Annotated in this window: 12 protein-coding genes; all 12 read left to right on the forward strand. The window is 38.0% G+C overall.

The genetic code is table 11. The annotated features are described in order from the left end of the window. The first annotated feature begins 99 nt into the window (after window positions 1-99). The 12 genes from flgJ to H5187_RS06545 all read left to right on the forward strand — a co-directional run bounded on the left by flgJ (window position 100) and on the right by H5187_RS06545 (window position 14259). Window positions 100-1068 (forward strand): flagellar assembly peptidoglycan hydrolase FlgJ, encoded by a 969-nt coding sequence (gene flgJ / locus H5187_RS06490; RefSeq protein WP_182718211.1) that lies wholly within the window; start codon window positions 100-102, stop codon window positions 1066-1068. A gap of 1 nt (window position 1069) precedes the next feature. After that, on the forward strand, window positions 1070-3076 hold the full coding sequence (locus tag H5187_RS06495; RefSeq protein WP_182797664.1) for a FlgK family flagellar hook-associated protein: 2007 nt from the start codon (window positions 1070-1072) through the stop codon (window positions 3074-3076). Window positions 3077-3078: 2 nt separating this feature from the next. Then, window positions 3079-4311 (forward strand): flagellar hook-associated protein FlgL, encoded by a 1233-nt coding sequence (flgL, locus tag H5187_RS06500; protein ID WP_149981567.1) that lies wholly within the window; start codon window positions 3079-3081, stop codon window positions 4309-4311. Between the two features lie 349 nt (window positions 4312-4660). Then, window positions 4661-5623, forward strand: a complete 963-nt coding sequence (locus H5187_RS06505) for a flagellin (protein WP_149981565.1) — start codon at window positions 4661-4663, stop codon at window positions 5621-5623. A 430-nt stretch (window positions 5624-6053) separates the two neighbouring features. Further along, window positions 6054-7022 carry a flagellin gene (locus H5187_RS06510; RefSeq protein WP_182718208.1) on the forward strand — a complete coding sequence of 323 codons (969 nt, stop codon included), beginning with the start codon at window positions 6054-6056 and terminating at the stop codon, window positions 7020-7022. 165 nt (window positions 7023-7187) lie between these two features. Further along, a complete protein-coding gene (locus tag H5187_RS06515; RefSeq protein WP_149981562.1) occupies window positions 7188-8150 on the forward strand; it encodes a flagellin in 963 nt (320 codons plus the stop codon). A 77-nt stretch (window positions 8151-8227) separates the two neighbouring features. Then, window positions 8228-8662: a flagellar protein FlaG gene (locus H5187_RS06520; RefSeq protein ID WP_149981560.1), complete on the forward strand. Its 435-nt coding sequence runs from the start codon at window positions 8228-8230 to the stop codon at window positions 8660-8662. 31 nt (window positions 8663-8693) lie between these two features. Then, on the forward strand, window positions 8694-10112 hold the full coding sequence (gene fliD, locus H5187_RS06525; RefSeq protein ID WP_182734918.1) for a flagellar filament capping protein FliD: 1419 nt from the start codon (window positions 8694-8696) through the stop codon (window positions 10110-10112). Between the two features lie 28 nt (window positions 10113-10140). Beyond that, entirely contained in the window at window positions 10141-10569 is a 429-nt protein-coding gene (fliS, locus tag H5187_RS06530; RefSeq protein WP_149981556.1) for a flagellar export chaperone FliS, read from the forward strand. Further along, window positions 10559-10858 carry a hypothetical protein gene (locus H5187_RS06535; protein WP_182718206.1) on the forward strand — a complete coding sequence of 100 codons (300 nt, stop codon included), beginning with the start codon at window positions 10559-10561 and terminating at the stop codon, window positions 10856-10858. The genes fliS and H5187_RS06535 overlap by 11 nt, the downstream gene beginning before the upstream one ends. A 9-nt stretch (window positions 10859-10867) precedes the next feature. Beyond that, window positions 10868-12949 (forward strand): 6-hydroxymethylpterin diphosphokinase MptE-like protein, encoded by a 2082-nt coding sequence (locus H5187_RS06540; RefSeq protein WP_182739656.1) that lies wholly within the window; start codon window positions 10868-10870, stop codon window positions 12947-12949. 2 nt (window positions 12950-12951) lie between these two features. Continuing rightward, entirely contained in the window at window positions 12952-14259 is a 1308-nt protein-coding gene (locus H5187_RS06545; RefSeq protein ID WP_182794267.1) for a DUF4910 domain-containing protein, read from the forward strand.

Consider the following 14259-nt stretch of genomic DNA (forward strand, 5'->3'; position numbering starts at 1 on the left):
CGCAAACTCGCAAACTCGCAAACTCGCAAACTCGCAAACTCGCATTGGCTTAATTATTGCATTGTTAATACTATTATTAATCACTGTGTCAAATTGCTGATGGATACTAATCATCTCGATAAACAAAACTTCTTTGATTTAGGCAATCTCAATACATTACGTCAAGATGCCTTAAAAAGTGGTGCCTCGCCTGAAGCATCAAAAGAAGCGCTAAAAAAAGCAGCGGCACAATTTGAATCTATTTTTACGCAAATGCTTTTAAAAAGTATGCGTAAAGCAAACGAAGCGTTTGAAGACGAAGACAGCCCTTTTAACTCCAGTGGAGTAAAGTTTTTTGAAGAAATGCATGATCAACAGTTATCGGTTGATTTATCTTCAAAAGGTTCATTGGGCTTAGCCGATCTCATAGTGCAACAACTCTCTCCTGACGGGAAAAAATTTACCCCTAGTTCAGTGCTGCGCACCGTCGATGATTTTACCAGTGATCAACGTGCAACCAGCAAGAATGCTGATAAGGCGGCTGACACTCAGGCTGTCAATAGCAGCTCATCAACAGCGCAAAAACCTCAGTTTGAAAATGCAGAAGATTTTATCAGTAGTGTTTGGGAACATGCCAAAACAGCTGCTGAGAAAATTGGTTTGAACCCCGCTGTGATGGTTGCACAAGCAGCTCTTGAGACTGGCTGGGGGAAACATATCATTAATAAAAGTGATGGTAATAGCAGCTTTAATTTATTCAATATTAAATCAGATAAAAGCTGGCAAGGTGAGAAAGCCAACAAAATGACGCTTGAATTTGAGCAAGGCACACCAGTTAAAAAACAAGCTAGTTTTCGTGCATATGATTCTATTAAAGAGAGTGTGAATGACTTTGTGCAGTTTTTGATAGAAAACCCACGTTACCAAGAAGCGCTACAAAATACCGCAAAACCGGCTGCCTTTTTAGATTCATTACAAAAAGCTGGTTATGCCACTGACCCCAATTACGCTGACAAAATTAAGCAAGTGCTAAACCACACAGAGCTTAAGACATTGGCGACATCATTGGTTCGCCAAGGAGTAAATTAACATGTCGTTTAACTTATTTGACATTGCAAGCTCAGGAGTTCGAGCTAGCTCTGAGTTACTGCAAACCACCAGTAAGAACATTACCAATGTTAATACGGTAGGTTATGTACGCGAGCGTACAGAGCATATGACCATGATTGATAACCAAGTCGGTCGTGGAGAAACCTATCGTTTATTAAATGAGTTTGCACAAAAGCAACTCAATCGTGATACCTCAAATAAAACCTTTTTCGACCAATTTGTGACTGAGGCTGGCCGGGTTGATAGTTTGTTTTCTCAAGAATCCAATAGTCTATCGACTAGTATGAATTCGTTATTCAATAATGTGCAGGAAAGTTTAAATCAGCCATCATCCTCAGTTGCACGATCGCTCGTAATGACGGATGCAAAAAATTTGATTGATCAAATGGATCGCTTATCAGGCATTGTATTTAATCAAAAAAATATCGTGAATGATCAGTTAGAAATATTTTCTGATGAAGCGAATACATTAATTCAAAATATTAGCAGCTTGAATAAGCAAATAGCTACCGTAAATGGTACGCGTAACGAGGCAAACTCAAGCACCACGTACAACGAAAGAGACCTTGCTATTCGTAAGTTATCGGAATTAATTGATGTAGAGACACTTGATGGCCCCAACGGTGAAAAGCTCGTATTTATGGGCACCGGCGAATCATTAGTAATGCAAGATGGCGCATTTAATTTATTTTCGATGGCGGGCGATCCTGATCCTAATTTTAAAGAATTACATTTAGACATAGATGGCGGCAAAGCTGTGCCGCTTGATGCTGATGTGACTAAGCTTAAAGGTAAAATTGGCGGATTATTAGCATTTCGTGATGACATTTTAGTGCCAGCACAAAACCAACTTGGCCAAATGGGGCTTGCGATTGCTGATGCTTTTAATCAACAAAACCGTTTAGGAATGGACGGTAATGGCGAGCTCGGTGGTGATATTTTTACAATCCCAACGATTGGCGGTCACGCTTATCAAGCCAATACAGGCAATTCAAGCATAACGGCTACCTTAGAACCAGGTAAAGGCAGTGAAATTCCTGCCAGTGACTTTATTGTTACTTATACCAGTGGCACAACGGTAGAAATACAACCGGTCGATAATAAAGGTGAACCATTAGGCTCTCCCTCAACCGCCAATATAGTTGCTGGCGTTATTGATTCATCGACTATGACCGGTGGGGAATCTTTTGGTTTACAATTAAACGTTACAGGGACTGGTAATGTTGGCGATAAATTTGCAGTTAAACTGAATGCCGAGGCTGCATCGAGTTTAACACTGGCTACCGATAGACCAGAAGCGCTAGCGCTGGCTTCTCCAATTCGTACGGCAGATAATATAAACAATACAGGTAATGGCAATATATCAGCAGGGACTGTTACTAGTGTGACTTCGGGTGGCTTTACAGCCACGACGCCTCCGGATCTAGCAAATGGTGATATCACGATAGTGAAAACCGCTAATGCTAATGAATATACAATTACAGACAATAACGGCAGCTCGACTTTTACGATTACTCCACCTGCTAAAAATCTACTAGAGCAAGCTGGCCCTCCTTATGATAGTTACGGTTTTGATTTTGATATTGAAGGCACCACAGCGGTAGGTGATAGTTTTACACTGGAGTTTAATGAAGGTGGTTTTGACGATAACCGCAATGGCTTAATGTTAGCTGGGTTACAAAGTGGCGAGCTAGTGCGGCAAAATGTTACCACAACCGCATCGGCTGATAATCATAAAACATTTAATCAAGCCTATGCAGGGTTAGTTACTGATATTGGTGTTGTTACCAATCAAGCGAAGACCAATGGTGCTGCTTTTGAGGCATTAGCTCAACAGTCTGAAGCCTGGTATGAATCACTCTCGGGAGTTAACCTTGATGAAGAGGCTGCCAATTTATTGCGGTTTCAACAATCTTATGCGGCGTCTGCACAAGTGCTTTCAACAGCCCGTTCTATATTTGACACTTTACTTAATGCTGCGAGGTAATTATGCGTTTATCTAATAATTTGATGTATCAAAACAGTGTTAATTCGATTTTGAATAATCAGCAAAATGTCAATAAAGCACAAGAGCAAGTTAATACCCAAAAGCGAGTGCTTACAGCTTCAGATGATCCATCGGCAACAGCACGGGCGTTACTGTATACCGATCGTATACAAGCGAATGAGCAATACAGTAAAAACATTACCATGCTAACGAGTCGATTAAAGACTCAAGACAGTGTGCTTGAAAATATTAAAGGCTCACTTGAAAAAGCCTATACATTGGCAATTCAAGCAGGTAATGGTGTTTATACCGATATCGATCGTGAAGGTATTGCTGAAGAGATTAAATCTATACAAAGTAGTGTGCTTGATTTAATGAATGCTAAAACTGAAGATGGTAAGTATATATTTTCAGGCTATCAAGATAACACCCAAACCTATTCGCTTGATTCTTCAACTGGCAAATATGTTTATGGTGGCGACCAAGGCCAGCATAAAATTAAAGTAGCGGAAGGAGTTGAAATTAAATCCAGTGATAATGGGGTTGATACGTTTGAAAAGGTCAATGCCCGGTTGAATGTTGCCTCTAATGACGGCGTTGTTTCAGGAGGGATCACTAGCGCAAAAGTGTATGTACGCGAGCAAGCTCAGTTTGATGCTTTTCATAAAGCAAATTATAACGCTGATCCCGCAGCCGCGGCCGGAGCAAATACGTTTAATATTATAACAACCCCAGGTACACCTAATACATATCAGGTTGAACAAGGTGGAAGTGTGATCAGCTCTGGCAGCTTTGAGGGATCAAAAATTAAATTTGCTGGGATGGAAATTGATATTAGCCCAGTTGCAAACGGGCAGGTAGACTTTACTTTAGAAGCGCCGAAAAAAGAAAATATTTTAAACACATTAAGCGATTTAATTGCTGGGTTAACTGACCCAACAATTAGTCAAGAAGATTATGACCAAGTATTGGCATCGGCCATGGTCCAAATCGATAACAGTAAAAATCAGGTCTCTTTAACACAGGCTGGTTTAGGTGGGCGGTTAAATACAGCTGAGAAAATCACGCAATCTAATAGTGATCTGGATGTAAATAATAAATCCTCCCGTGCAGATTTAATTGAACTTGATATGGCTGAGGCTATTACTGAACTCACGAAGCAAGAAACTGCACTGCAAGCGTCGCAGGCAACTTTTGGCCGCTTAGCTAAATTATCACTGTTCGATTACTTATAAGTAAGTTATAAGAACATCAAGAGTAAGGCAATATATTGCCTTACTCTCGTATTTTTCCAGCCTTTTAAGATCATCTCCTTACTATTTAACAGCTTAATAATTTCCTGAAGAAAAAGACCTGCACAATAATCCTTTTAGTTTTTTAATGAGCTTTATTAATTTAGTCACTATAAAATTCATTAAATTACATGAGCTTAAAAAATAATGGAAAAAAAATAAAAAAAAAAGCTAAAGGATTTTTTTGCTAGACCGATAACTTAATTAACCAAGCAAAGCGTTGTAAATAACAACCACTGCTTAATCTAGTAAGTTTGAGAGTAAATGATAAGTTTACTTCTGGAGAGATATCATGGCTTTATATGTAAATACAAATGTTAGCGCGTTAAACGCACAAAGACAATTAAATAATTCTGGTAATGCACTGGATACATCATTCCAACGTTTATCATCAGGTTTTCGTATTAACAGTGCGAAAGATGATGCGGCAGGTCTACAAATTTCTGACCGTTTAACATCACAAATTAACGGTTTGAACCAAGGTAACCGTAACGCAAACGATGGTATTTCATTAGCACAAACAGCTGAGGGTGCATTAGATGAAGTAACATCAATGTTCCAACGTATCAGAACATTATCACAGCAAGCAGCAAATGGTTCAAATACTGATGAAGACCGTTTAGCGGTGCAAGAAGAGATTCGTTCATTATCTGAAGAAGTAAATCGTGTTGCAGCAGATACAACGTTTGGTGGTCAAAACCTTTTAGACGGTTCTTTCTCCGCGAATTTCCAAGTTGGCGCAGATGCTGTACAGAATATCAGCTTTAGTATGGCGTCAGTTGGCGGTACGGCTAACTCAATCGCTGGTAATAACGGTTTTACCATGTCAGGTATTGCAGGGGTTGCCAGTGCGGTAACAGGCGCAAGTTTAAGTGCTACAGCTGGAACAATTAGTTCGCAAGTAGGTTCATCAGCTGATGCTACAGGTTTTGCTGCGGTATTTACAGCAAGCGGCATAAGCGTATCTTCACAAGCGAATGCGCAAGCGGTAATGGCCGGCATGGATTCATTAATCGCGGTTGTTGATAAAAAACGCGCTGAGCTGGGTGCGGTACAAAATCGTTTTCAATCAACGATTCGTAACCAGTCAAATATTTCAGAAAACCTAAGTGCTGCAAAATCACGTATTAAAGATACAGACTTTGCGCAAGAAACTGCAAACTTAACAAAAATGCAGATTCTACAACAGGCTAGCCAAACAATTCTTAGTCAGGCTAATCAACGTCCACAGGCTGCATTAAGTCTTCTAGGATAATAGGTTGGAAATAGTCAATTAATTGACTAAGAATGTAGCGCCTTTGTTTAATGGGGTATTAACAAAGGCGCTGAAACGGATTGATAAAGCGGAGGCGCTTAAAAATCCTGTATTGTTCTAACATTTGTAAGAACATAATTGTTAAAGCACAAACTATGCCAATAGTAAGTGTTAGGCATACCCACTCTCAAACTTATCTTCAAAGGGCCTTATAGGCCCTTTTCTCGTTTTTTATAATTCAATGCAACTCTATCTATAAAGTTGGCCTAAAGATTGCTGAATACTTATTACGATTTAAATTAATCTGCAAAGTGGCAGTTTATTGCCCCCAGTCAACTTAACTTGACTGTAGTAACAGGTCACTTTGTCAAAATTCCACTCATTAAATTAAAGAGTGGCTTTAATTTGACAGATAAGAAGAGAGTTTATTATGGCTTTATTTGTAAATACGAATGTCAGCGCGCTTAATGCGCAAAGACAGCTTGAAAGAACTGGCAACGACTTAGATACTTCCTTTAAACGTTTATCATCTGGTCTGCGTATTAACAGCGCGGCGGATGATGCTGCTGGTTTACAAATATCGGATCGTTTGCAATCGCAAATCTTGGGTTTAAACCAAGGCAACCGTAATGCGAATGACGGTATCTCGCTGGCACAAACGGCTGAAGGTGCGCTTGATGAAATTACTTCTACATTTCAACGTATCCGAACACTTGCTCAGCAATCAGCAAATGGCTCTAATACAGATGAAGATAGGCTCGCTATCCAAGAAGAGATTAGACAGTTATCTGATGAGGTTAACCGAATTGCCACGGACACTACATTCGGTGGTCAAAATTTATTGGATGGCTCTTATTCTGCAAGCTTTCAGGTTGGTGCTGATGCTGTACAGACTATTGGTTTTAGTATGCAGTCTGTTGGCGATACAGCTAATTCTCTCGCTGCTAATGGTGGTTTTACTATATCAGGTGTTGCCGGTGTTGCTTCAGCCGTGGGTGGTAAAGCACTTTCAACGCTCGCAGCTAATGTAAGCTCAGTTGATGGCGCAACGGCATCAACAACATTAGATTTTTCTTCTGTATTTACAGCTGCAGGTATTAGTGTGTCATCACAAGTAAATGCACAGGCTGTGTTTGCGGGTATGGATTCTCTAATAGCGGTGGTTGATAAAAAACGCGCTGAATTAGGTGCGGTACAAAACCGTTTTCAGTCGACAATACGAAATCAAGCTAATATTTCTGAAAATTTAGCCTCTGCTAAATCAAGAATTAAAGATGCTGATTTTGCAATGGAGACAGCTAACTTAACTAAAAACCAAATTTTACAACAAGCGAGCCAAACAATATTAGGCCAAGCAAATCAAAGGCCTCAGGCTGCATTAAGCTTGTTACAGGGTTAAAATAGTATAACGTTGTTAAAAATTTATAAATAAAGCTAAAGTTTCCGTTTTATCTGACGATAACTGACTTAGAGAACTAAAAATCTAGGACTCTCAGTCTGGAGTAATAACAGGGTAGGGGTATCCCGTTGTTATTCTATTTAAAATGATAAAGCGGAGGCTATTATGGCTTTATATGTAAATACTAATGTGAGTTCATTGAACGCACAGCGCCAGTTGATGAAATCTGGTAACCAGCTCGATACATCCTTTCAACGTCTATCATCAGGTTTTCGCATTAATAGTGCAAAAGATGATGCTGCAGGCATGCAAATATCTAACCGTTTAACTAGTCAAATAAATGGTTTGAATCAAGGTAACCGAAATGCTAATGATGGGATCTCACTTGCGCAGACTGCTGAAGGCGCACTTGATGAGACTACGTCAATGTTCCAGCGTATTCGTACTCTTGCTCAACAAGCTTCAAACGGTTCAAATACAGATGAAGATCGTTTAGCAGTACAAGAAGAAATTCGTTCATTATCAGAAGAAGTAAATCGTGTTGCTGCAGATACAACATTTGGTGGTCAAAATCTACTAGATGGTTCATTCTCAGCTAACTTCCAAGTTGGTGCTGATGCTGTACAGAATATTAGCTTTAGTATGGCTTCTGTTGGTGGCACTGCAAACTCGGTTGCGGGTAATAATGGCTTTACTATGTCAGGTATTGCAGGTGTAGCAAGTGCTGTGACAGGTGCAAGCTTAAGTGCTACTGCGGGAACAATTAGTTCGCAGGTTGGTGCTTCAGCTGATAATACCGACTTTGCAACTGTATTTACAGCAAGTGGTATTAGTGTATCTTCTCAAGCTAACGCACAAGCAGTAATGGCAGGTATGGATGCAATGATTGCAGTAGTTGATAAAAAACGTGCCGAACTCGGTGCTGTACAAAATCGTTTTCAATCAACTATTCGTAACCAATCTAACATTTCAGAAAACTTGAGTGCTGCTAAGTCACGTATTAAAGATACTGATTTCGCTGCCGAAACAGCTAATTTGACTAAATCTCAAATATTACAACAAGCAAGCCAATCTATTTTGAGTCAAGCAAACCAGCGTCCACAAGTAGCATTATCGTTACTAGGCTAGACGGTTAATTAGGTCATTATTGAGATATTGTCTCGATAATGACTTATACTTTGTTTGTATTTTGAAGGAGAGCTACTATGGCTGACTTAGGTGGAATAATTAAATCGAGTGAAAACTTCACCGCTAATTCATCTTTTACAAATAAAAATGAGTTAAACGAAGCAAGTAAAAAAGCAACTGTTGAAAAAGCTGGTACAAAAATTGCTGGTAGAGAGCCCGCACTTGTTGATAATAGTCAGCAACTTGATTCTGAAAGTGAAAGAAAAGCACTGATCGACGAAGTGAAAGAAAACTTAGAGAAATTAAATAAATATATTCCTGTGACGGCAACAAATTTAAAATTTGAATTTGATGAGCAGGGTGATCCACCAATAATTAAAGTGTTTGATAAAACAAGCGAAGAAGTTATTCGTGAAATTCCAACTGAAGAGTTTAGAGAAGTTGCTAAAGCTTTAGATGAATTTGCCGATAAACTAACTAACAAAGGTTTGTTACTAAATCAAACTGTATAATATTTTTTGGAACAGATAGTAGGAGAGAAGTATGCCACTTATAACATCCGCAGGTATTGGATCTGGGCTGGATCTCGAAAGTATCATTACAGCATCTGTTGATGCCGAAAATGTTCCAAAAATGAATGCCTTTGCAAAAAAGGACAAGTCGTTAGAAGTTGAATTATCTTCAATCGGAGAGATCAAGTCTGCGTTATCCAAGCTACAAGACACAATAAAAAAGCTAGCAGATCCTGATAATTTTAATAAACGTATTGCTAATATCACTCAACCAACAAGTGATGACGGTGATCTCGTCTCAGTTACCCCAACAAAAGATATTACGCCTGGTAATTTTAAAATTGAAGTTGTTGCACTTGCTCAAGGCAGTCGTGCAACGTCAAACGATGCCGTACCTCCTTTGTTTACATCTACTGACGATGTGGTCACTGCTTCTGGAGGCACCTTGTCATTTGCTGCTGGAGACAAAAGCTTTGACCTAACTCTTGATGCGGGTGCGACATTAGCTGATTTGCGTGACGCAATTAATGACTCGGATGATAATTTTGGTGTAACAGCAAATATAATAAATACTGGTACTGAGTCAAAGTTGGTTCTTACTTCGAGTGTGAGTGGCGCTGGTAATGACTTGGTAATTACCAATGATAATGCTGAGCTAGACAATGTATCTACAGATGCTAATGGTGGAGCTTCTGGTAGCGGTGGTATTGGTATAACAGCTGGAAATGAAGCAAAAAGTGCAGTTATAAAAGTAGATGGCATAACAATAACAAATGACACCAATACCTTTAAAGATGCTGTACAAGATATGACGATCACTGCTAAACGACAAAGCGTTGATGGAGAGACGGCAAAGTTAGCTGTTAGCTATGACCGTGAGAGCGTTACAACATTAATTGATGAATTTATTGCTAATTATAACAATGCTATAGGGCAGTTAGGTCTGCAATCGAGAGTTGGTAAACCTTTAAATAGCGATGCAACCATTCGTACTTTGAGCTCGCAAATGGTCAATATGCTTTCTACAAATTTAACGGATGCAGGGCCTTTCACAAGTATTTTCGATATTGGCTTGGGTGTTGATAAGAAAGGTTATCTAGAAAAATCAACTTTAGTCCGCAGTTTAAATACAGCAATGGATGAAAATTTTGATGATATCGGAAAGGCTTTTGCTGGTGAAAATGGTGTTGCTAAACAGTTCGAATCTTTTTTAGATAATTACGTAAGTTCAAAAGGCATTTTAAAGCAACGAGAAGATAATTTAAATACACAGGTCACTGATTTAGAAGATGATGTACTAAAGCATGAATTTAGAATGACCGAATTAGAAAGTAGGCTTAGAAAGCAATATGCGGGTTTAGATGTGTTACTGGCGCAAATGCAATCAACACAACAGTACTTAGGAGCGCAGCTTGCGAGCTTACCGGGATTTACAAGAAACAAATCATAAATTAATTTTGATTTAAAAGGGTTTTAATATGTATAACGCCAAAGTAAAAAATTATCAGAAAGAAGCACTCAAGACCCGTGTTGCCGGTGCTGATCGCTATGAAATAATTCAAATGTTAATGGCGGGTGCGATTGAAAAAATGGTGATGTCTAAAGTTGCTATTGAAAGAAAACATATGGAAGCGAAGGCCGAACATTTATCTAAAGCGACTGCTATTATTGAAGCCTTAAGGGGCTGTTTAGATTTTAAAGTTGGTGGTGAAGTGACTGATAATTTATATGCACTTTATTCTTATATGATAGATCGCTTAGTTGATGCAACAATAAAAAATGATCCTGCAATTGTTGAAGAAGTATCTAATTTATTGAAAGAAATAAAGTCTGCTTGGGATGCTATTCCTCATGACGTTCGAGAAAAAACACTTAGTGAAAATGGTATAGATGCTAATGTCGGCTAGTTTATTGTCTCAGTTAGCCCCCGATTTGTCTGTAATTAATCAATATTTAGCTGAAGGTGATATAGAGTCAGCTCAAAGCAAGTTACTATTAATTGATAGAACATTGAAAGCACTCTTTACCTCACCTGAGAACCTCAGCGAAAACGATGTGTTATTTTTATCGGATTTTTCAATCAAATTGAATACTACGGTATTAGAAATAAGCCTCAAAAAACAGCAGGCTGCAAAAGAACTTGGTATTCATATTAATACGCAAAAAAAAATAAATGTGTATAAAAATATCAAGTAGGTAACCGACATGATAAAGAATATAGATATTAATAACGAGCTTGAGCACATCTCAGAAAAACTTGAAAAAACTATAAAACATCAAGAAAGAGAGGCGATTTTTGCTACAGAAGCAAATGAGCGATTTGAAAAGAATTTTGAGTGTTTTTCTGAGTTTTTCCCTGATATAGCAATAGCAATAAAAAACTTTAAAACCAAAGATGACTTTTGCTTACATGTTACAGAGTCCGGGCATGGTAATTTTATACCAAGTGGTGGAAATACTTTACTTTATTCACAAGACCCCATTACTCAAACTGAAAAACAAATACAGGCACAAAGAGAAAGGCCCGTATTTAGTTTAACTGACTACACTGGTTATCCTGAAGATGATGACGATACCCGTATTCACTCTCGATATATGGTAAAGTTAACTCGCTTTATGAAAAAAGTCAGAGCCGAAAGTAAACCTGTAGTTCGTAACTTACCATCTTCATTTCCTTCCGCAGTTATTTTTGGTATCGGGCTAGGTTATCATGTTCCGCTTCTTTTGGAAGATACTCAATTTGACTATATATTTTTAGTTGAACCAGATTTTGAACAATTTTTTGCGAGTTTATTTTGCACTGATTGGTTTGAAATTATAAAAAAAATTGATTCCAATGGAGGGTGCTTGTTTTTTCATTTAGGTGTTGATCATAAATCATTTATAATTGACCTTGAAAAAATAGCCGAAGACATTGGTGCATTTTCCTTAGTGCGCAGTTTTTGCTATCAGCATACACCCGGTACAGAACTAAATGTTTTGATTAAGCAGTGGAGTGAAGATTACTTCCGTTTTCAGTTTGGTCATGGGTTTTACAACGATGCAATAACTGGGCTTGCTCATAGTATCCATCATATTCGAAATAAAGCTGCGTTACTAACGAAGACGACCCAGGAAATAGACTTTGATACACCTATATTTATTGTTGGTAATGGTCCATCGCTGGATGAAGCTGAAGTATTTTTAAAAAATAACCATCAAAAAGGGATCGTAATCGCTGCGGGAACCGCCATAGCGTCATTATATAAGAAGGGTATCCCAGTTGACTTTCATGTGTTAGTTGAACGTCCATATTCGAACTATAAAATTTTTGGTGATATTTTCCCTGCTGATGAATACAAAAAAGTGAACTTGCTGGGCCTTAATACTTTATATCCTGATACGAATAAACGTTATAAATGGGCAGGAATAGCGGGAAAAGGTAATGAGGCGGGAACATGTTTAATGGACGTTATATCTCAAGTTCATTTGTCCCAAATTTTACCATTGATCCCTTACTGTAATCCTGTTGTTGCAAATGCAGCCCTTTCGTTTTTACTTCATATGGGATTTAGAAATATCTATCTTTTTGGTATTGATAACGGTAAACAGCCATCAGGCTCACATCACAGTAAAGATAGTATTTACAAAGTAAATAATGATGATGATTCAGAGGGGTACGGTAGTTTAGAGTTCAATGGTCGATTGATTGAAGGTAATTTGGGTGGCCATGTTGTTTCAAATGATCTCTTTCTTGTGGCTCATGCGCAGTTAGAAAAGCTTCTAAGTCTTTACAAAGTGAATAACTGCATAAATGTAGGAAACGGTGCAAAACTTCAAGGTGCTATTCCTACTGCAGCAGATAATTTAATTGATATTGAAAAAGAGATTGATAAAGAGTTGGTTATCAGCAATATCAAGAATAATTATTTTACAGTATTACCTGTTGATGATGTAGAAGATAGATTGATTGCAGTGGATAGACTTCAGGATATTTGCGAGCATCTACTCTCAATTATTGATGAAGATATTACAAGTCGTAGTATTGCTGCTAAGCAATTACAGCGTCAAGCTAGGTATGTTTACTCTTTAAGAAATACTAGCTTAGGGCATATATTTCATATAATAAAAGGCGCGCTCTTATATTATCACTGCCCGATGATTACGCTTTTGTATCAATATGAAGACGAAGTATTTTGTTTAGAAAAATATAAACAGCTAAATAAGTTATGGAAATGTTATATCCAAGAGATAATGGCTGATTATAAAATCCACTATGATGAAAAATGTGACTTAGGAAAGGAATAATAGTGACAGATTACCAAGAATCAGAGGCTTTCTACAATGAGTTATTTGATGAGCTTTTCCCTATTCTTCGTTCTATAACAGGTCCAGGCTTACGACAAAGTTATAGTATTCTCTCGCGGTATATGCCGCTTAATATTTCTTCTATTGCTTCTGGTGAAAAAATATTTGATTGGACTGTACCTAAGGAGTGGCATTGTGAAGATGCTTATTTATTAGGGCCTGATGGAGAGAAAATTGCTGATATGCAGCGATTGAATATTGAGGTCGTTAATTACTCAGAATCTGTAGAAATAGAGCTTAGCCTTGAAGAGCTTCAAAAGCACTTATATAGCCTACCTGAGCAGCCAACGGCAATCCCTTATGTTACTAGCTACTATAAAAAGCGTTGGGGTTTTTGTATCGCTCATGAAATACGTGAACAACTTAAAGAGGGAACATACAAAGCTGTAATTAAGAGTCAGTTTGTAGATGGTTCGTTGGATATCGCCCAATCAGTTTTAAATGGTGAATCAAAACAAGAAGTATTACTAAGTTCATATCTATGTCATCCATCAATGGCGAATAATGAGCTGAGCGGCCCTTTAGTTCTTTTAGGCTTATTTAATCGTATTAAAAAATGGCCAAAACGTCGTTACTCCTACCGTTTTGCATTACACCCTGAAACAATAGGTAGTTTAGGATTGCTTCATTTAATGGGGGAGCATTTTACTGCAAACATGGTTTCTGGACTGGTTATTAATTGTATGGGTGGAGAACCTGAAAAATTAGTTTTTAAACATAGTCGGAATGATAATGGTATGCTAGATAAACTTTTATATCATCTAAATCAACATGATTATAACCATGAAAACATACAATTTAGTCCTTTAAGTGGTTCTGATGAAAGGCAATATAATTCTCCCGGCTTTCAATTGCCAGTGTGCTGTGTCAGCCGTAGTTTTCATTCTGGCTACCACCAGTATCATACTTCCCTTGATACTAAAGCGTTTATGGGAATAAAACCACTGCTTGATAGTATTGATAAATTAGAGAAAATATTTTTGGCGTTTGAACAAGCTGCGACTTTTGAGAATACACTACCTTTTGGTGAACCTAACTTAGGTAGTAAAGGGTTGTATCCAACGTTAAGTTTTTTTAGTAAAGAGCGTGTAAGCCAACTCGATGAGCTTAATCACATTAAGATGTTATTAAATTATAGTGATGGAGAGCACGACTCTATTGATATTGCGGATAAATATGGATGCAGTGTTTTAGATATGGCGTCTGCAATTGACAAGCTAGAGCAACAAACACTCTTGGTCATGAAGTGA

The organism is Pseudoalteromonas sp. SG44-1 (genome assembly GCF_014164315.1).
Lineage (GTDB): Bacteria > Pseudomonadota > Gammaproteobacteria > Enterobacterales > Alteromonadaceae > Pseudoalteromonas > Pseudoalteromonas rhizosphaerae.

Excerpts from the sequence above, each read along its gene's own strand:
- flgJ (WP_182718211.1), top strand. The coding sequence starts at position 100 with ATGGATACTAATCATCTCGATAAACAAAACTTCTTTGATTTAGGCAAT.
- H5187_RS06495 (WP_182797664.1), top strand. The coding sequence starts at position 1,070 with ATGTCGTTTAACTTATTTGACATTGCAAGCTCAGGAGTTCGAGCTAGC.
- flgL (WP_149981567.1), top strand. The coding sequence starts at position 3,079 with ATGCGTTTATCTAATAATTTGATGTATCAAAACAGTGTTAATTCGATT.
- H5187_RS06505 (WP_149981565.1), top strand. The coding sequence starts at position 4,661 with ATGGCTTTATATGTAAATACAAATGTTAGCGCGTTAAACGCACAAAGA.
- H5187_RS06510 (WP_182718208.1), top strand. The coding sequence starts at position 6,054 with ATGGCTTTATTTGTAAATACGAATGTCAGCGCGCTTAATGCGCAAAGA.
- H5187_RS06515 (WP_149981562.1), top strand. The coding sequence starts at position 7,188 with ATGGCTTTATATGTAAATACTAATGTGAGTTCATTGAACGCACAGCGC.
- H5187_RS06520 (WP_149981560.1), top strand. The coding sequence starts at position 8,228 with ATGGCTGACTTAGGTGGAATAATTAAATCGAGTGAAAACTTCACCGCT.
- fliD (WP_182734918.1), top strand. The coding sequence starts at position 8,694 with ATGCCACTTATAACATCCGCAGGTATTGGATCTGGGCTGGATCTCGAA.
- fliS (WP_149981556.1), top strand. The coding sequence starts at position 10,141 with ATGTATAACGCCAAAGTAAAAAATTATCAGAAAGAAGCACTCAAGACC.
- H5187_RS06535 (WP_182718206.1), top strand. The coding sequence starts at position 10,559 with ATGTCGGCTAGTTTATTGTCTCAGTTAGCCCCCGATTTGTCTGTAATT.
- H5187_RS06540 (WP_182739656.1), top strand. The coding sequence starts at position 10,868 with ATGATAAAGAATATAGATATTAATAACGAGCTTGAGCACATCTCAGAA.